Origin of the sequence: uncultured Xanthomonas sp. (assembly GCF_964278005.1) — a bacterium.
GTDB classification, from domain to species: domain Bacteria; phylum Pseudomonadota; class Gammaproteobacteria; order Xanthomonadales; family Xanthomonadaceae; genus Xanthomonas_A; species Xanthomonas_A sontii.
The window spans coordinates 267182-283830 of sequence record NZ_CAXYKF010000006.1 but is presented as its reverse complement, the minus strand read 5'-3'; the positions used below and the strand labels follow the sequence as shown (position 1 = coordinate 283830).

Annotated in this window: 17 protein-coding genes; 4 read left to right on the top strand and 13 right to left on the bottom strand. The window is 68.8% G+C overall.

What is annotated here, in order from left to right:
* Positions 1-27 precede the first annotated feature (27 nt).
* Positions 28-822 carry a F0F1 ATP synthase subunit A gene (atpB, locus tag ACHWVH_RS03680; protein ID WP_010340498.1) on the bottom strand — a complete coding sequence of 265 codons (795 nt, stop codon included), beginning with the start codon at positions 820-822 and terminating at the stop codon, positions 28-30.
* A 26-nt stretch (positions 823-848) separates the two neighbouring features.
* On the bottom strand, positions 849-1214 hold the full coding sequence (locus ACHWVH_RS03675; protein ID WP_267108048.1) for an ATP synthase subunit I: 366 nt from the start codon (positions 1212-1214) through the stop codon (positions 849-851).
* A gap of 445 nt (positions 1215-1659) precedes the next feature.
* On the opposite strand from ACHWVH_RS03675, the gene ACHWVH_RS03670 reads away from it, so the two are divergent.
* On the top strand, positions 1660-2472 hold the full coding sequence (locus ACHWVH_RS03670; protein ID WP_394686690.1) for a hypothetical protein: 813 nt from the start codon (positions 1660-1662) through the stop codon (positions 2470-2472).
* 135 nt (positions 2473-2607) lie between these two features.
* Here the strand turns inward: ACHWVH_RS03670 and ACHWVH_RS03665 are convergent, their stop codons facing one another.
* The 3 genes from ACHWVH_RS03665 to aceF all read right to left on the bottom strand — a co-directional run bounded on the left by ACHWVH_RS03665 (position 2608) and on the right by aceF (position 6637).
* Positions 2608-2895: a hypothetical protein gene (locus ACHWVH_RS03665; protein ID WP_150411109.1), complete on the bottom strand. Its 288-nt coding sequence runs from the start codon at positions 2893-2895 to the stop codon at positions 2608-2610.
* Between the two features lie 61 nt (positions 2896-2956).
* A complete protein-coding gene (lpdA, locus tag ACHWVH_RS03660) occupies positions 2957-4753 on the bottom strand; it encodes a dihydrolipoyl dehydrogenase (protein WP_394686689.1) in 1797 nt (598 codons plus the stop codon).
* 132 nt (positions 4754-4885) lie between these two features.
* On the bottom strand, positions 4886-6637 hold the full coding sequence (gene aceF, locus ACHWVH_RS03655) for a dihydrolipoyllysine-residue acetyltransferase (RefSeq protein WP_152236503.1): 1752 nt from the start codon (positions 6635-6637) through the stop codon (positions 4886-4888).
* A 211-nt stretch (positions 6638-6848) separates the two neighbouring features.
* Here aceF and ACHWVH_RS03650 point away from each other — a divergent pair, with 211 nt between their 5' ends.
* Positions 6849-7592, top strand: a complete 744-nt coding sequence (locus ACHWVH_RS03650; RefSeq protein WP_295925113.1) for a hypothetical protein — start codon at positions 6849-6851, stop codon at positions 7590-7592.
* 158 nt (positions 7593-7750) lie between these two features.
* Here the strand turns inward: ACHWVH_RS03650 and ACHWVH_RS03645 are convergent, their stop codons facing one another.
* Positions 7751-8290 (bottom strand): DNA-deoxyinosine glycosylase, encoded by a 540-nt coding sequence (locus ACHWVH_RS03645; protein WP_017913071.1) that lies wholly within the window; start codon positions 8288-8290, stop codon positions 7751-7753.
* 182 nt (positions 8291-8472) lie between these two features.
* Between ACHWVH_RS03645 and ACHWVH_RS03640 the strand changes: the two genes are divergently transcribed.
* The gene (locus ACHWVH_RS03640) at positions 8473-9102 is read left to right on the top strand and encodes an OmpW family protein (RefSeq protein ID WP_017907486.1); all 630 of its coding nucleotides are present in this window, start codon (positions 8473-8475) and stop codon (positions 9100-9102) included.
* Positions 9103-9219: 117 nt separating this feature from the next.
* On the opposite strand, the gene ACHWVH_RS03635 is transcribed toward ACHWVH_RS03640, so the two are convergent.
* The 5 genes from ACHWVH_RS03635 to ACHWVH_RS03615 all read right to left on the bottom strand — a co-directional run bounded on the left by ACHWVH_RS03635 (position 9220) and on the right by ACHWVH_RS03615 (position 13453).
* Complete coding sequence (locus ACHWVH_RS03635) at positions 9220-9783, bottom strand: DUF1453 domain-containing protein (protein ID WP_150411059.1); 564 nt, start codon at positions 9781-9783, stop codon at positions 9220-9222.
* A gap of 13 nt (positions 9784-9796) precedes the next feature.
* The gene (locus ACHWVH_RS03630) at positions 9797-10600 is read right to left on the bottom strand and encodes a MetQ/NlpA family ABC transporter substrate-binding protein (protein WP_017907484.1); all 804 of its coding nucleotides are present in this window, start codon (positions 10598-10600) and stop codon (positions 9797-9799) included.
* Between the two features lie 162 nt (positions 10601-10762).
* Entirely contained in the window at positions 10763-11458 is a 696-nt protein-coding gene (locus tag ACHWVH_RS03625) for a methionine ABC transporter permease (protein WP_043093395.1), read from the bottom strand.
* The gene (locus ACHWVH_RS03620) at positions 11455-12462 is read right to left on the bottom strand and encodes a methionine ABC transporter ATP-binding protein (RefSeq protein WP_394686688.1); all 1008 of its coding nucleotides are present in this window, start codon (positions 12460-12462) and stop codon (positions 11455-11457) included. The genes ACHWVH_RS03625 and ACHWVH_RS03620 overlap by 4 nt, the downstream gene beginning before the upstream one ends.
* A 97-nt stretch (positions 12463-12559) precedes the next feature.
* Complete coding sequence (locus ACHWVH_RS03615) at positions 12560-13453, bottom strand: DMT family transporter (RefSeq protein WP_394686687.1); 894 nt, start codon at positions 13451-13453, stop codon at positions 12560-12562.
* A gap of 300 nt (positions 13454-13753) precedes the next feature.
* Between ACHWVH_RS03615 and ACHWVH_RS03610 the strand changes: the two genes are divergently transcribed.
* The gene (locus ACHWVH_RS03610) at positions 13754-14236 is read left to right on the top strand and encodes a YajQ family cyclic di-GMP-binding protein (protein ID WP_017913076.1); all 483 of its coding nucleotides are present in this window, start codon (positions 13754-13756) and stop codon (positions 14234-14236) included.
* Between the two features lie 365 nt (positions 14237-14601).
* Here the strand turns inward: ACHWVH_RS03610 and salA are convergent, their stop codons facing one another.
* Complete coding sequence (gene salA, locus ACHWVH_RS03605; RefSeq protein ID WP_152236510.1) at positions 14602-15888, bottom strand: salicylate 1-monooxygenase; 1287 nt, start codon at positions 15886-15888, stop codon at positions 14602-14604.
* A gap of 22 nt (positions 15889-15910) precedes the next feature.
* Positions 15911-16630 carry an alpha/beta fold hydrolase gene (locus ACHWVH_RS03600; RefSeq protein WP_017915018.1) on the bottom strand — a complete coding sequence of 240 codons (720 nt, stop codon included), beginning with the start codon at positions 16628-16630 and terminating at the stop codon, positions 15911-15913.
* Positions 16631-16649 lie beyond the last annotated feature (19 nt).

The window sequence follows — 16649 nt, the reverse complement described above, 5'->3', positions numbered from 1 at the left end:
TTGCTTAGAACGCGTGAAACAGAAACGTCAGTGGCTGTCTTCCGCCAGGCTCAGGTACACGATGGACAGCATCATGAAAATGAACGCCTGCAGCGGAATCACCAGCAGGTGGAACAGCATCCAGCCGAAGCCGAACGCGCCGCCGGCCAGCGCACCGAGGATGCCGGCACCGCCCAGCACCCAGATCAGCAGGAACACGATCTCGCCGCCGAACATGTTGCCGAACAGTCGCATCGCCAGCGACACCGGCTTGCTCAGCCATTCGACGATATTGAGGATCAGGTTGAACGGCAGCATCCACTTGCCGAACGGCGCGGTGAGGAATTCCTTGGTCATCCCGCCCACGCCCTTGGAGCGCAGCGAGAAGAACAGCATCAGGAAGAACACGCTGATCGACATGCCCAGGGTGGCATTGACGTCGGCGGTGGGCACCGGCTTCCAGTAGTGCACGCCGGCCCAGCCCAGCGGGATCGCGAGGAAGTCCGCCGGGATCATCTTGATGAGATTCATCAACAGGATCCAGAAGAACAGGGTGATCGCGATCGGGGTCACCAGCTTGCTGGTGCCGTGGTAGGTGTCCTTGGCCTGGCGGTCGACGAACTCCAGCATGATTTCCACGAACGCCTGCCACTTGCCGGGCACGCCCGCGGTGGCCTTGCGCGTGGCCAGCCAGAAGCCGAACACCATCAGCAGGCCCATCAGCAGCGACATCACCAGGGTGTCGACATGCAATTGCCAGAACCCGCCTTCCTGCACCTGGAAGGTGAGGTTGTGCAGATGGTGCTGGATGTAGGAGGTAGGGGTTTCTGCCTCGCCCGCCATGAGTCCTGAGCCTTTTCTTGATTCGATCAACGCCTGGCCAGAGCCAGAACCTGGAACATCAGCCCGACGGCGATACCCGCCAACAGGGCCAGAGGAGGCAACCGCCACCAGGCAAAGCCCAGCGCCAGCACCGCGAACACCAACACCCACTTCAGCACCATGGCCGCGATCAACCGCGCCAGCGCCGAACCCGCCGCCTGCACGCCGCCATTGAGCGCGGTGCGTGCGGCCAGCCATCCCCCTGCCACGGTCGCCAGCCCGGTTGCGGCGGCGCCCATCGCATATTTCGGTCCCAGCAGCAGGAACAGCAGGGACACCACGGCCACCGCCACCAGCGGGTAAATCGCTGCGCGCAGCATCAGCCGCCGACCCGCATCAACGGAGTTCAGCACAGAAAATCCTGCAATTGGTGGTGGATTGAGGACGTCTTCGCGTCCGTCGAGCCGCGGAATTATAGCAATGGGACAATTTGCGAGACAACCGCCAGGGGTCCTGGCCGCGTCCGAATGCCCATCCGCCCGTAGACGATAACACGGCCACCGCCCGCCGCCGGCGCCGAATGCGGCATTGCAGCACGCCTTTGCGGAGGAACTTTCTGTCCACTGCGCTGTCTGATCGGACAGGGACTGCGCTCATCCTCGTCGGCCCACAGCGCAGACCCACCGAGCCCCGGTCCTCCCGGGGCTCTTTTCGTTGCGCGTTCTGGGACGGGCGTGGCGGCCCGGGCCACCATACTTTCACGAATGGTGGACGCAAATTTAAGGATAGTGACGGCACGCGGTGGCCCAGCCATCGACGCCTCATCAAAAAATCCCAAGACGACGGAGCTTGTCCCCCATGAAACACTTGCTTGCCCTGGCGCTGCCGTGCGCGATCGCCGCCGCTTACGCCCTGCCCGCCCACGCCGAAGACGGCGACGACCGCTTCACCCTGCGCCTGGGCGCGATGAACGTCGACAACAACAACACCCTGCGCGGCAACACCGTCATCAACGGCAATGCCATCTCCGGGTCGCAGGACTTCAAGCTGGGCGGCAAGGAGTGGGAGCCGCGCGTGGACGGCGTGTTCCGCATCAGCACCCGCCAGCGCCTGATCTTCGACTACTTCAAGTACGACAAGGACCGCCGCGAGGAGCTGGGCCAGGACGTCAGCTATGGCGGCGTCACCGTGCCGTCGGGCAGCTTCGTCAAGGGCCAACTGAAATATCAGGTCGCCAGCCTGGTGTACGACTACTCGGTGATCGATACGCCGCAGTTCAGCATGGGCCTGCAGCTCGGTGCCGAGTGGGCCAAGGTCAACGGCAAGGCCTATGCCGACCTGGGCCCGCTGTACACCGGCACCTTCGTCGACGAAAGCGACGACGGCGCCGCGCCGGTGGTCGGCCTGCGCTTCACCGCGCACCCGAACGAACACTGGCTGTTCAATGTGCAGGGGCAGTACGTCAACACCAAGTGGGGCGATTTCAAGAAATACGACGGCGACCTGAGCCGCGCCAACGCCATCGCCGAGTATCGCTTCACCCGCAACTTCGGCATCTTTGCCGGCTACGACTGGTTCAAGCTCGACGTGGACCGCAAGGGCGGCAACGCCGCGATCGGCCTGAAGCAGGAGTTCAAGGGTCCGGTCGCGGGCGTGACCTTCGCGTTCTGATCTTTCGGGACCCGGAACCCGGGACCCGCGAGCGGTTCCATGCAGAACCCCGCAGCGATGCGGGGTTTTGTCGTTCAACGGGGTGCGCGGCAGATCGCAGAGGCGGTGGCAGCGACTGCGGCAGCCGACACAGGCTCACGGCGGCTTGGTCGCTCCCGCCACCAGCAGATGCTGGTGCGTCGAGCAGTAGCACTCGTCGTGCCAGCCGTAGTGCGGATCGGTGCAGATCGCATGCTGCACCGTCGCCGGCAGCGCCGCCACGTCGCTGCGCAGGTCGCGCTTCAGCGACACGAAGACCGAGCCCGGATGCGGCCAGTCGGTCCGGCGCGGCGGCTCGGCGATGCGGTTGCCGCTGGCCAGTTCGCGCTGCAGCAGCGCCTGCAGTTCGGGACATAGGGTGCCCTGCCCCACGGCGACCTCCATGCGTGGACTCACCACGGCCGCGACCGCACCGCACGCAGCGGCACGGTCGCGCCTGGCGGCGTCACTTCTTCTTCGGGATGTACAGGTCGGTGATGGTGCCGTCGTAGACCTCGGCGCTCATGCCGACCGATTCGCTCAGGGTCGGATGCGCGTGGATGGTGTGGCCGATGTCCTCGGCCTCCGCGCCCATCTCGATCGCCAGGCCGATCTCGGCCAGCAGGTCGCCGGCGTGCACGCCGACGATCGCGCCGCCGATGATGCGGTGCGTCTCCTCGTCGAAGATCAGCTTGGTGAAGCCCTCGGTGCGGCCGATGCCGATCGCGCGGCCGCTGGCCGCCCACGGGAACTTGGCCACGCCGACCTTCAGCCCCTTGGCCTTGGCCTCGGTCTCGGTGACGCCGACCCAGGCGATTTCCGGGTTGGTGTAGGCCACCGACGGGATCACCCGCGCCACCCACTCCTTCTTCTCGCCGGCGGCCACTTCCGCGGCCAGCTTGCCCTCGTGGGTGGCCTTGTGCGCCAGCATCGGGTTACCGACGATGTCGCCGATGGCGAAGATATGCGGCACGTTGGTGCGCATCTGCCGGTCGACCGGGATGAAACCGCGCTCGGTGACATTGATGCCGGCCTTGTCGGCGCCGATCTTCTTGCCGTTGGGCGCGCGACCTACCGCGACCAGCACGCGGTCGTAGGTGGTGGCGGCCAGCGCCGGCGTCTCGCCCGCGGTGGCGGCTTCGAAGGTCACGGTGATGCCCTTCTTGTCGGCCTTGACCTCGGTCGCCTTGGTCTTGAGATGGACCTCCACGCCCTGCTTCTTCAAGCGGTCGGCCAGCGGCTTGACCAGGTCCTTGTCGGCGCCCGGCATCAGCTGGTCCATGAACTCGACCACGGTGACCTTGCTGCCCAGCGCGCTGTACACGGTGGCCATTTCCAGGCCGATGATGCCGCCGCCGACCACCAGCAGGGTCTTGGGGATCTCCTGCAGTTCCAGCGCGTCGGTGGAGTCCATCACCCGCTTGTCGTCCCACGGGAAATTCGGCAGCTTCACCGCCTGCGAGCCGGCGGCGACGATGCAGTGCTCGAAGCGCAGCAACTGGGTCTTGCCGTCGGCGCCGACGATCTCCAGCTCGTTCGGCGACACGAACGACGCCACGCCGGTGACGGTGCGCACCTTGCGCTGCTTGGCCATGCTGGCGAGGCCGCCGGTGAGCTTGCCGACCACCTTTTCCTTGTACTCGCGCAGCTTGTCCAGGGTGATCTTGGGCTTGCCGAAGTCCACGCCGAAGTCGCCGGCATGTGCGACCTCGTCGATCACCGCGGCCGCATGCAGCAGCGCCTTGGAGGGGATGCAGCCGACGTTGAGGCAGACGCCGCCGAGGCTGGCGTAGCGCTCGATCAGCACCGTGTCCAGGCCCAGATCGGCGGCGCGGAACGCGGCGGTGTAGCCGCCGGGGCCGGCGCCGAGCACCACCATCTTGCATTCGATGTCGGCGGGCTTGCCGCTGGCCAGCGCCGGCTTGGGCGCCGGCGGCTCGGCCGGTGCGCGGTGCGACGGCGCCACCGGCGGCTTGCTGGCCGGCACCTCGGCCGGGGCCGCGACGGGCGCCGCAGCGGCGCCGTCGACGGTCTCCAGCAGCGCGATCACCGCGCCCTCGGACAGGGTGTCGCCGAGCTTGACCTTCAGTTCCTTGATCACGCCGGCAGCCGCGGACGGCACTTCCAGCGTGGCCTTGTCCGACTCCAGCGTCACCAGGCCCTGGTCCTTCTTCACCGTGTCGCCGACGGCGACCAGCACCTCGATGACCGGAACGTCGCTGTAGTCGCCGATATCCGGAACCTTGACCTCAATGACCGCCATGCAGCTTCTCCTGTGGCCCATCGCCGCGGCGGTGGGCGTTTGCAGTTCGTCGGCGCGACCGCGCAAACAGGCGGCGCGCGCAGGTGGGGGAAAACCGGCACCGCGACGGACGCGGCACCGTGACGACAGGGCTTACAGCAGCACGCGGCGCATGTCCGCCAGCACCTGGCTCAGGTAGGTGGTGAAGCGCGCGGCGGCGGCGCCGTCGATGACCCGGTGGTCGTAGCTCAGCGACAGCGGCAGCATCAGCCTGGGCGCGAATTCCTTGCCATTCCAGACCGGCTGGATCGACGACTTGGACACGCCCAGGATCGCCACTTCCGGCGCATTGACGATCGGGGTGAAGGCGGTGCCGCCGATGCCGCCGAGCGAGCTGATCGAGAAGCAGCCGCCGCTCATGTCGGCCGGGCCGAGCTTGCCGTCGCGCGCCTTCTTGGCCAGCTCGCCGCTCTCGCGCGCCAGCTCGACCACGCCCTTCTTGTCCACGTCGCGGATCACCGGCACCACCAGCCCGTTCGGGGTGTCGGCGGCGAAGCCGATGTGGAAGTACTTCTTCAGGGTCAGGTTCTCGCCGCTGGCATCGAGCGAGGCGTTGAACTCGGGGAACTGCTTCAGCGCCGCGGCGCTGGCCTTGAGCAGGAAGGCGAGCATGGTCAGCTTGATGCCGGCCTTCTCGTTCTCCTTGTTCAACGCCACACGCAGGGCTTCCAGGTCGGTGATGTCGGCCTGCTCGAACTGGGTGACGTGCGGGATCATCGCCCAGTTGCGCGCCAGGTTGGCGCCGGAAATCTTCTTGATCCGCGACAGCGGCTTGACCTCGACCTCGCCGAACTTGGCGAAGTCCACCTTCGGCCACGGCAGCAGGTTCAGGCCATTGCCGCCCGCGGCGGGCGCGGCACCGGCGGCGGCCGGCGCGGCGCCGGACAGCGCCGCCTTGACGTAGCGCTGCACGTCGTCCTTGGTGATGCGGCCACCCTGCTCCGAGCCGCTGACCTGGAACAGGTCCACGCCGAGTTCGCGGGCGAACACGCGCACCGCCGGGCTCGCATAGGGCACCTTCTGCGGCAGCACGCTGTCGGCGTCGAACGCCACCGGCGGGCTGCTCTGGGTGGCGGACGGCGCGGCGGCCTTGGCCGGCGCCGTGGCCTGGACCTGGGCGATCTCGCGCTGGGCCAGCTTGTCCGGCGCGGACGAGGCCGGCACCGGCTCCACGCCGCCGCCGGTCTCGGCGCTGGGCTGGACCGCGGACGCGGCCGGCGCGTCGGCATCGCTGCCGGCCACCTCGATCAGCGCCACCAGCTTGCCCTCGGACAGGCTGTCGCCGACCTTGACCTTGAGTTCCTTGACCACGCCGGCCACCGACGAGGGCACTTCCATCGTCGCCTTGTCCGACTCCAGGGTGACCAGGCCCTGATCCTTCTTGACCGTGTCGCCGACCGCGACCAGCACCTCGATCACCGGCACGTCGCTGTAGTCGCCGATGTCCGGCACCCGCGCCTCGACCACGCCGGTCGCCGCGGCCGCGGCCGCGGCCGGGGCCGGCTTGACCGCGTTCTGCGCGGGCGCGGCTGCCGGAGCGGCAGCCTGCTGGGCCGGCGCGGGCGTGGCCTTGGCGGCCGCAGGCGCGGCACTGGCGCCACCCTCGGCCACTTCGATCAGCGCCACCACCTTGCCCTCGGACAGGCTGTCGCCGACCTTGACCTTGATCTCCTTGACCACGCCGGCGAACGGCGACGGCACTTCCATCGTCGCCTTGTCCGATTCCAGGGTGACCAGGCTCTGGTCCTTCTTCACCGTGTCGCCGACGGCCACCAGCACTTCGATTACCGGGACGTCGCTGTAGTCACCGATATCGGGGACAAGTGCTTCCTTGATTTCGGCCATGCGGGGAACTCCGGCAACTAATGAGGGGGAAACCCCTATTGTGGCGGCCCGCAGCCGCAGCGCCAACCTTTGGCGGGCAAAAAAGCCCGATCGCCTGCAGGGGGCGCCACTGCCGGCGGACAGTACGCCGGCGCATGTTGCGCAGCCATCGCCGGTGCACCGCCTTCACGGCGCCACGGCTAGGCTCGCCGCAGATTTCCGGAGGGCAGGCATGCGGATCCTGGTGCTGTTGATGGCGTTGGCGATGCCGTTGGTCGCCTGGTTCTCGCAACGTGGCGCGTTCGGCCCGACCAACGGCGCCATCTCCGACCGCTACCCGACCCTGATCGTCGCCGCCGGCTACGCCTTCGCAATCTGGGGTGTGATCTTCCTGCTCGACCTGGCCTTCGGCCTGTGGCAATCCAGCGCGCGGCGCCGTCGCGTCAGCGCGCTGGCGCAGGTGCGGGCGCCGGCGGCGCTGGGCTTCGCGCTGACGGCGGCGTGGATGCCGGTGTTCTCGCAGCAGCACTTCCTGTTGGCGCTGGCGGTGATCTGGACCGCGCTGGCGGCGATGCTGCTGGCCGCGCTGCGACTGTCGCGCGACCCCGCCCCCGAATCCGGCCAGACCCTGTGGGCCTGGCTGCCGCTGTCGCTGCACGCCGGCTGGCTGTCGCTGGCGGCATTCCTGAACACCGCGCAGGTGATCGTGGCCTACCGCTGGCTCTCGACCGAGCGGATGCTGCCGTGGAGCCTGGTGCTGTTCGCGCTGGCGGCGGCGCTGCTGCTGGGCATGAACCGGGCCATGCGCGGCAACCTCGCCTATGCGGCGGCGGCGCTGTGGGCGCTGGCCGCGGTCTACGCCAAACAGACCGACAGCACGCTGGCCGGTGCGCAGACTGCGGCGTGGGTGGCCTTGCTGCTCGCCGCGGTGCTGGCGCTGCAGACGCTGTGGCTGCGCCTGCGCGCGCGGCGCTGATCCATGGATGCAATGCCAGCGCGCCGCCAATCACCTGTTTTTGCCACATCGCGCTGTCTCGTAAGAGTGGCTTCGGCCGCGCCAGCGCTGTCGGGATCGCCGCGTCGCGGCTGAAGCCGCCCCTGCGCGTGTGCCTCGTGCGTGATTGGAGGCACCCGTCAATCGCCAGCCATCGGCACCCGCAGCCATTGCTGCAGCGGCGACCACGCCTGCAGCAGCCGCGGCCAGGCGAAGGCGGCATTGGCCGGGCTGCTGGACGGCAGCGCCAGCAGCACCAGCGGCGGATCGCGCAGCGGCAGGTGCGGCTGCACGAAACGCGCGAACGCCTGCGCCGCCGCCGCGCCATTGCAGGCGATGGCGCGCAGCTGTGGCAACTGCGCGATGCGATCGGGCAAGGCATTGGGAATTTCGCTGCCGCGCACGATCGCCGCGTCCAGGCTGCCGCGGCGTCGGCACTGGCCGATCACATCCCACAGGCCCACGCCGGCCGCGTGCAGCGCCTGCATCCGCGCCTCGGCGTCCAGTGCCGCATCGAAGCCGCACAGCGCCGCCATCAGCGGCCAGAACCGGTTGCGCGGATGCGCGTAGTAACGCGCCTGCTGCAACGACGCCGCACCGGGCATGGAGCCGAGCACAAGCACGCGGCAATCGTCGCGAATCTGCGCGGGCAGGCCCTGCAACAGCGGCTGCGTCGTCACGTCGCGCGCACCTGGATGAACAGCCAAAAGCCTTAAAACCTCGTTATTTCAAGCATCGGACGCAAGTGCCTGAACGTCGCCTGCATTCGTCCGGCGAGGGTCGGCGCCGATTCATCTTCTCATCGATACGGTGTGCGCGCCCACTCCCGTGGCCCCACAAGAAAAAGATGAGGAGATACCCCATGCGGTCCATTCAGATCCTGAGCCTGGCTGTCGTGTCCGCCCTTGCGTTTGCGCCCGCCGCATTCGCACAGGATGCCGATACCGCTTCCGGCAAGCACTTCTCCGTCGTCGGCAGCGCGACCCTGCTCGACCCGCATTCCAAGCCGGCGGCCGGCCTCGACGTCGATGGCGGCCCGGCGCCGACCATCAGCGCCAGCTGGCTGATCGACGACAACTGGGCGGTCGAACTGTGGGGCGCTGCCGACAAGTTCAACCACCGCGTCAAGGCCGACGGCATCGGCAAGGTCGGTACCGTCGAGCAGCAGCCGATCGCGCTGAGCGGTCAGTACCACTTCGGCCAGGCGGACAACGTGTTCCGTCCGTTCGTCGGCGTCGGTTACTACGAGTCCAACTTCAGCAACGAGAAGCTGGCTGGCCTGAACCCGGACCAGCACATCAGCCTGGACACCGCCAAGGGCGCCATCGGCACCGTCGGCGTGGACATGAACATCAACTCCACCTGGTTCGCCCGTGCCGATGCGCGCTACATGCACTCGCGTCCGGAGCTGAAGGTGGCCGGCGAAGGCACCGGCGAAGACCTGAAGCTGGATCCGTGGCTGTTCAGCTTCGGCGTCGGCGCGCGCTTCTAAGCGTTCCGTCTCCAGCGTTTGCGCAAACGGGCCCGCAAGGGCCCGTTTGTTTTTGTGCGTGCGCTGGATCGAGCGCGCGACCAGCGAAAACCGCATTGCGCGTGCACGCGGGCGCCTTCAGCGCGGCGAGCGATCGAAACCGCGGTAGCGGTCGAACCGGCGCAGGCGCCGCCGCAGCAGCCAGGCGTAGGCGCAGGCATAGCCGAGCAGCAAGGCCGCGGCGGCCAGCAGACTGGCATGACTCATCCAGCCCTCGGTCGGCCACGCCGCACCATCGGCCAGACTGCGCCAGCCTTGCCACAGTCCGGCACCGATGCGTACCGCCACCAGCGCGGTCAGACCCAAGACCAACCACAGGTTCGGCGTGTAGTGCAGCCCGTGCGGCAACGGCTCGAAGCGGGTGGCGACGATGCCGAGCGCGCCCAGCAGCGCGCCGATGCCCCAGCCGGCCAGCGCATGCGTGGCCGCACCGGGCCACCAGTGCGCGGCGATCAGGGCGAAGACCAGCACCACCACGCTGGACAGCAGCGCCGACCACAGTTGCACCGCGACCAGCCAACCGCGCGCTTGACGCCGCGCCGTGCCCACGCGAAACCGCTGCAGCAGCGACAGCGGCAAGAGCACGGCGGTCACCGCCAGCGCGATCACGATCGCCAGCGGAATGGCCAGCAGCAGCGGCATGCGCGTGGCCCGATCAGAACGCCGGCAGCACCGCGCCCTGGTACTTGCGCTGGATGAAGGCCTTCACTTCCGGGCTGGTCAGCGCCTTGGCCAGCTTCTGCACGCGCGGATCGTCCTTGTTGTCGCGACGCGCGACCAGGAAGTTCACGTACGGCGAATCCTTGCTTTCGATCGCCAGCGCGTCGCGGGTCGGGTTGAGGCCGGCGTCGAGCGCGTAGTTGGTGTTGATCAGCGCCAGGTCGACCTGGTCCAGCACCCGCGGCAGCATCGCCGAATCCAGCTCGCGGAACTTCAGCTGCTTGGGATTGGCGACGATGTCGCGCTGGGTGGACAGCGCATTGCTCGGGTCCTTGAGCTTGATGACCCCGGCCTTGTCCAGCAGGATCAGCGCGCGGCTGTTGTTGCTGGGATCGTTGGGGATCACCACGTCGGCGCCCTGCGGCAGCGCGTCCAGCGACTTGTAGCGGCGCGAGTAGGCGCCGAACGGCTCGATGTGCACGCCGACCACGGTCACCAGGTCGCTCTTGCGGTCGCGGTTGTAGGCCTGCAGGTAGGGCTCGGTCTGGAAGTAGTTCACGTCGATCTGCTTCTGCACCACCTGGTCGTTGGGCTGCACGTAATCGTTGAACACGCGCACGTCCAGGGTCAGGCCCTGCTGCTCCAGCATCGGCTTGACCACCTCCAGAATCTCGGCGTGCGGCACCGCAGTGGCGGCGACGCTGAGATGGTCGCCGGCGGCGCCGGCATCGGGCTTGCCGCAGCCGCCGAGCACGAGCACGGCGCTGGCGAGCAGGAGGCGGAACGGGAATCGGGTCATGGCAGGTATCCGGGAAAACGGGGGGGAGTGGAGGAGCGCGACCCGCGGCCGCGATGCGTGCACGCTAGCAGACGGCCGTGCAGGCGGGGCGATCCATGCGCGCAGGAGCGGCTTCAGCCGCGACCGCTCACCGGCTGACGCCCTACCGCGGTACGCAGGACATCAGCGCCGGCTGTAGTGCGCGACCAGACGGTCACCGAGCATCTGCAACGCCTGCACCAGCAGCAACAGGATCACCACGGTCACCAGGGCCACATCGGCGTGCGAGCGCTGGTAGCCGTCGCGGTAGGCCAGGTCGCCGAGGCCGCCCGACCCGATCGCGCCGCCCATCGCGGTGAAGCCGATCAGGGCGATGGTGGTCACCGTGGCGCCGGCGATCAGGCCCGGCCGCGCTTCCGGCAGCAGCACCCGCGTCACCAGTTGCCAGGTGGTCGCGCCCATCGCCAGGCTGGCCTCGACCACGCCGCGGTCCACTTCGCGCAGCGCGGTCTCCACCAGCCGCGCGTAGAACGGCGCCGCGCCCACCACCAGCGGCAGGATCGCGCCGCGCACGCCCAGCGAGGTGCCCATCGCCCACAGCGTCAGCGGGATCATCGCGATCATCAAAATGATGAAGGGCACCGAGCGCAGCACGTTGATGACCAGCGCCAGGCCGCCGTACAGCAGCGGCTTCTGGTGGGTCTGGCGCGGGCCGGTCAGGAACAGCAGCACGCCCAGCGGCAGGCCGATCAGCAGGGTCAGCGGCAGCGAACCGCCCAGCATCAGCAGCGTATCGACGGTGGCGCGGCCGATCTCGCTCCACTTGCCGGCATCGAGATTGCGGAAGAAGCCGGCGGCGGCGGTGGCGATCGGACTCATCGGCGCAGCTCCTGCACATGCACGCCGGCGGCGACGAAGGCGGCCTGCGCCGCGTCCATGTCGCCACCGACCAGGGCCACGGTCAGTTGGCCGTACGGGGTGTCCTTGATCCGGTCGATGCGCCCGGACAGGATGTTGTAGTCCACCGCGGTGGCGCGGGCGATGCGCCCGAGCAGCGGCGCGTAGGTGTCGGTGCCGAGAAAGGTCAGCCGCAGGATGCGCCCGTCCACCGCGGTGAAATCGCGGTACAGCTCGGCCTCGTCGACGTGCTCGGCCTCGGACACGAAGCGCTTGGTGGTCGGATGCTGCGGGTGCAGGAACACCTCGGTGACCGGCCCGCTCTCGACCAGATGCCCGGCATCGAGCACCGCCACGCGATCGCAGACCCGGCGGATCACCTCCATCTCGTGGGTGATCAGCACGATGGTCAGACTCAGCTCGCGGTTGATCTGCGCCAACAGCGCCAGCACCGAGGCGGTGGTCTGCGGGTCCAGCGCGCTGGTGGCCTCGTCGCACAGCAGGATCCGCGGGCGCGTGGCCAGGGCGCGGGCGATGCCGACGCGCTGCTTCTGTCCGCCCGACAGCTGCGCCGGATACTTGCCGGCATGCGCGGCCAGCCCGACCCGCTCCAGCAACTCGGCCACCCGCGCGTCGATCTCCGCGCGCGGCGTGCCGGCCAGTTCCAGCGGGAAGGCGACGTTGCCGGCGACCGTGCGCGAGGACAGCAGGTTGAAGTGCTGGAAGATCATGCCTACGCGCTGGCGCAGCGTGCGCAGCCCGGCGCGGTCCAGCGCGGTGACGTCCTCGCCGTCGATGATCAGACGACCGCCGCTGGGCTCTTCGAGCCGGTTGATCAAGCGAATCAGGGTCGACTTGCCGGCGCCGGAGTGGCCGATGATGCCGAACACCTCGCCGGCCTCGATGCGCAGGTCGAGCGGATGCAGCGCCACGACCGGCTGGCCGGCGACGGAATAGGACTTGTGCAGGCGCTCGAACTGGATCAACGCGCGGGACCGGCAGCGACGGGGGGCGCAAAGCCTAGCAGGCCAGGATGGCGTGCGTTATTCCATTCGATTCTAACGTACGCGCGCATCGCGGACCCTAGGGGCGTGCCTGCGGCGGCGGATGCGCCACCGCGCGGATCCGCTCGCGGTGCAGCAGGTACAGGCCGCTGGCGACGATGATCGCCCCGCCCGCCCAGGTCCAGACATCGGGCAGCTTGCGCCACAGCAGCCAGTCCCAGGGAATCACCCACAACAGGCCGCTGTACTCCAGCGGCGCAACCAGCGAGGCGTCGCCGCGGCGGAACGCCTGGGTCAGCGCCACCTGGCCCAGCGCCCCGGCCAGGCCCATGCCGGCGATCCAGCCGGTGTCGGCCGGGCGCAGCGGGGTCCACTCCGGCAACGCCAGCGCACCGGCGCCCAGCGCCATGATCAGCAGGAACCACACCACCAGCGATTGCGACGTGTCGGTGCGCGCCAGCAGGCTGACCAGCACCGAGGCGACCGCGTAGGCGATGGCCGCCAGCAGCACCATCAGCCCCGGCAGCGAGACGAACCCGTCCATACCCGGGCGCAGCACCACCAGCACGCCGACCAGGCCGACGCCGATCGCCGCCCAGCGCCGCGGGCCCACGTATTCGCCGAGCAGCGGCACCGACAGCGCCGCCACCAGCAGCGGCGCGACGAAGTAGATGGTGTAGGCGGTGGACAGCGGCAGGCTGCGCAAGGCCCAGGCGAAGCAGCCGATCATGGCGATGCCGAGCACGCCGCGCAGCAGATGCAAGCCCCAGCGCACCGGCCAGATCGCGCGCGGCCCGGCGCTGGCCAGCACCCATACCAGCACGAACGGCAGCGAAGCCCCACCGCGCAATGCCGCGACCTGCAGCGCCGGATAATGCGTGCTGAGCTGCTTCATCGACGCATCCATCAGCGAGAAGAACGCGACCGCGGCGATCATCCACGCGGCGGCGGCATTGGAACGGGAGTTGGGCATCGGCGCATTATCGCCGCGATCGGCGATGTGCGTGGTGCCGAGGCTCATCGCGTCGGGACTGAAGTCCCTCCCACATGGCTCCAGCCGGCGCACCGGCCGATGCCGCTTCTTGTGGGAGCGACTTCAGTCGCGACGCGCGGCGCCCACCAACGCACGACATTGCGCAACGCGCCGGAACCGACATCCGTCCCACCCTGCACGTGCCAGCCCCTGCGACACCTGCGCTGCCACTTCCCACCTGCCGCGTCCCACTCCTCGCCCGCACGTCTTACGATAGGCATCTTTGCCGAGGACTTGCCCATGCCTTCCTTCGATATCGTGTCCGAAGTCGACAAGCACGAACTGACCAATGCCGTCGACCAGGCCAACCGCGAGCTGTCGACGCGCTTCGACTTCAAGGGCGTCGACGCCAAGTTCGCGCTCGACGACCAGGTCATCACGCAATCGGCGCCCAGCGATTTCCAGGTCAAGCAGATGACCGACATCCTGCGCGCGCGCCTGCTGGCCCGCGGCATCGACGTACGTTGCCTGGAGTTCGGCGACGTGGAGACCAACCTCGCCGGCGCGCGGCAGAAGATCACCGTCAAGCAGGGCATCGAGCAGAAGCTGGGCAAGAAGATCGTGGCCACGCTCAAGGAAGCCAAGCTCAAGGTGGAAGCCCAGATCAACGGCGACAAGCTGCGGGTCAGCGGCAAGAAGCGCGACGACCTGCAGGACGCGATCGCGCTGCTGAAGAAGAGCGATTTCGAGCTGCCGCTGCAGTTCGACAATTTCCGCGACTGAAGCCGCCGCGCAAACGCCTCGCGCGTCATCGCCATGCCGGTGCAAGGGTGCAGGACGACCACCGCGTGGCGATGGTCGTTCTGCAGTCGACCGCGCGATATCGTCGCCACGCTGCGTGAGTGCACACGGCTGCGCATCGCCTCGCCTTGCAGGGCGGCACGGCAGACAGGCGATACGCCCATGTCGCGACCTGCGCATGCCGTCCGGCCTGCGCAAGCAGGCATGCCGGCATGACCACGCGAGCGCATCCCGGTCATTGCAGCCCATGCGAAAGCGACGCACTCCGCATCGGAACGAGACGACACCACGCAACGGCACTCCCGCCTCCGCGCCGGGACGCGGACGCCTAGCGCCGCAATTTCTTGCTAGGCACCCGCGGTGACGCCCGCGGCCAGCATTCTCCGCCCCTGCGCCACTTCGGCTTCCAGGTCGTGCGTCCAGATCCAGTCGAAGCGCTGCGCCAGCGTCTGCGCCAGCCGCGTATCGTCGGCGCCGGCCTGCGGATCGCGCAGTTCGTACAGCTCGCCGGCCTCGCGCGAGGTGCGCTGCACGCGGCAGGCGCGCGGCAGGCGCAGGCGCTCGTAGACCTGCAGCAGGGCCGGCAGATCGCCGCGCGTCAGGCCAGGCGTGGCCAGCAGTTGCGCCAGCAGATAGGCATCCTCCAGGCCCTGCCCGGCGCCGGCGCCCTGGTGCGGCAACATCGCGTGCGCGGCATCGCCGATCAGCGCCAGCCGCCCATGCACATAGCCGGGCAGCTCGGCCAGATCGTGCAGCGCCCAGTGCGTGGGCGTGTCGATGCACTCCAGCAGCGTACGCGCCGCCTCGCCCCAGTGCGCGAACGCCTCCAGCATCTCGCGGCGGCTGGCCTCGCGTACCCAGGCCTGGCCAGCGCGCCATTGCGGCGCCGGCTCGCTGCGGTCGGAGACGAAGGCAACCACGTTGATCAGCCTTCCCTGCTTCACCGGGAAGGTCAGGATGTGCGCGTCCAGGCCCAGCAACATCTGCGGCACGTCGACCAGGTGCGCGTCCACGCCGCGGGCGGCGAAAGCGGCACGCAGCCGCGCGGCGTCGATCAGGCCGCGATAGGCGCAGGTGCCGGTGAAACGCGGTTCGGCCGGTGCATGGCCGAGCGCACGCAGCACTTCGCCGCGCATGGCGGACTTGATGCCGTCGGCGGCGATCAGCACGTCGCCTTCGTACTGGCTGCCGTCGGCGAAGCGCACGCGCGCCACGTCGGCGTCCTGGTCCACGGCGACTGCGCGTTTGCCGAACCTGGCCAGCCCGAACGGCAGGCGGGTGGCCAACGCATCGAGGAAGTCGGCGCGGTGCACCGACGACTGGCCGACGCCGGGCGCCAGGGTCTGGCCCAGCAGCCGCGCGTCCTCGCCGCGGCGCCATTCGAACCAGACGTCCTGCCATGGGGCGGGGGTGCGGTCGGCGAGTTCGGCATAGGGCTCGCCCATGCCCAGGCCGGCCAGCGCGCGTACCGCATTGGGGCCGAACGAGACGCCGGCGCCGATTTCGCCGAAGGCCGGCGCCGATTCGAACAGTTGCACGTCGAGATGGCGGTGCCGGCACAGGCCCAGGGCCAGACCGACGCCGGCGATGCCGCCGCCGACGATGCCGATGCGCAGGGGGGATGCAGGATTCATCTGGAGTCTCCGGTGGGGAATGTCAGTCGCGGCCAGCCAGCAGGATTTTCTCGGCCAGCAGCGCAGGCGCGCTGAAACACACTTCGTGGCTGCCCGGCAGGCTGACCAGACGGTAACCGCCCAGGCGCGCGCTCAGCCGCGGATGCCAGCCGTACTCGCCCGGCGGCAGTGCCACATCGTCGGTGGCATAGAGCCAGCTGCGCGGGATCTGCAGCTCGTGGAAACGCTTGAGCGGTACCGCGTCGAAATGGCTGCGCGCGGGGGTCGGACTCAACTGCGCGTACGCCTGCTGCGCCTGCGCCAGGTCGGCGTCGCCGATGAAGCCGTCGCGCCAGATCGGAAACGGCAGCATGATGCCGCCGTCGGCATCGACCGCGTTCTTCCACAGCGCCTGATAGTGCGGCGGCAACAGATCGAACAGCGCCTCGCCGTCGCGCAGCACGAAGGCGTTGTGGAAGATCAGCCGCTTGCAGCGCTCCGGCTCCTCCTCGGCCAGGCGTTGCACGATGCTGCCGCCCCAGCTGTGGCCGAGCACGACCAGGTCGCGTAGGTCGTGGCGGCGCACGTAGTCCACCACCGAGGCCACGCAGTCGGCGTGCGAGACGCGCTTGTCGGCGCCCACGCCATGCCCGGCGATGGTCGGTGCGTGCACCTGCACGCCGTGCGCGCGCAGATGGGCGGCGACGCCGTCCCAGGCGTGGCCGTCGTGCCAGGAACCGTGCAGCAACAGATAGGTTTGCATGGGGTCGTCTCCGTGTGGC

What these genes read in the sequence shown, in the direction of transcription:
- atpB (WP_010340498.1), bottom strand. Translation starts at nt 822, where the DNA reads ATGGCGGGCGAGGCAGAAACCCCTACCTCCTACATCCAGCACCATCTG.
- ACHWVH_RS03670 (WP_394686690.1), top strand. Translation starts at nt 1,660, where the DNA reads ATGAAACACTTGCTTGCCCTGGCGCTGCCGTGCGCGATCGCCGCCGCT.
- ACHWVH_RS03665 (WP_150411109.1), bottom strand. Translation starts at nt 2,895, where the DNA reads ATGGAGGTCGCCGTGGGGCAGGGCACCCTATGTCCCGAACTGCAGGCG.
- lpdA (WP_394686689.1), bottom strand. Translation starts at nt 4,753, where the DNA reads ATGGCGGTCATTGAGGTCAAGGTTCCGGATATCGGCGACTACAGCGAC.
- aceF (WP_152236503.1), bottom strand. Translation starts at nt 6,637, where the DNA reads ATGGCCGAAATCAAGGAAGCACTTGTCCCCGATATCGGTGACTACAGC.
- ACHWVH_RS03650 (WP_295925113.1), top strand. Translation starts at nt 6,849, where the DNA reads ATGCGGATCCTGGTGCTGTTGATGGCGTTGGCGATGCCGTTGGTCGCC.
- ACHWVH_RS03640 (WP_017907486.1), top strand. Translation starts at nt 8,473, where the DNA reads ATGCGGTCCATTCAGATCCTGAGCCTGGCTGTCGTGTCCGCCCTTGCG.
- ACHWVH_RS03635 (WP_150411059.1), bottom strand. Translation starts at nt 9,783, where the DNA reads ATGCCGCTGCTGCTGGCCATTCCGCTGGCGATCGTGATCGCGCTGGCG.
- ACHWVH_RS03630 (WP_017907484.1), bottom strand. Translation starts at nt 10,600, where the DNA reads ATGACCCGATTCCCGTTCCGCCTCCTGCTCGCCAGCGCCGTGCTCGTG.
- ACHWVH_RS03625 (WP_043093395.1), bottom strand. Translation starts at nt 11,458, where the DNA reads ATGAGTCCGATCGCCACCGCCGCCGCCGGCTTCTTCCGCAATCTCGAT.
- ACHWVH_RS03615 (WP_394686687.1), bottom strand. Translation starts at nt 13,453, where the DNA reads ATGCCCAACTCCCGTTCCAATGCCGCCGCCGCGTGGATGATCGCCGCG.
- ACHWVH_RS03610 (WP_017913076.1), top strand. Translation starts at nt 13,754, where the DNA reads ATGCCTTCCTTCGATATCGTGTCCGAAGTCGACAAGCACGAACTGACC.
- salA (WP_152236510.1), bottom strand. Translation starts at nt 15,888, where the DNA reads ATGAATCCTGCATCCCCCCTGCGCATCGGCATCGTCGGCGGCGGCATC.
- ACHWVH_RS03600 (WP_017915018.1), bottom strand. Translation starts at nt 16,630, where the DNA reads ATGCAAACCTATCTGTTGCTGCACGGTTCCTGGCACGACGGCCACGCC.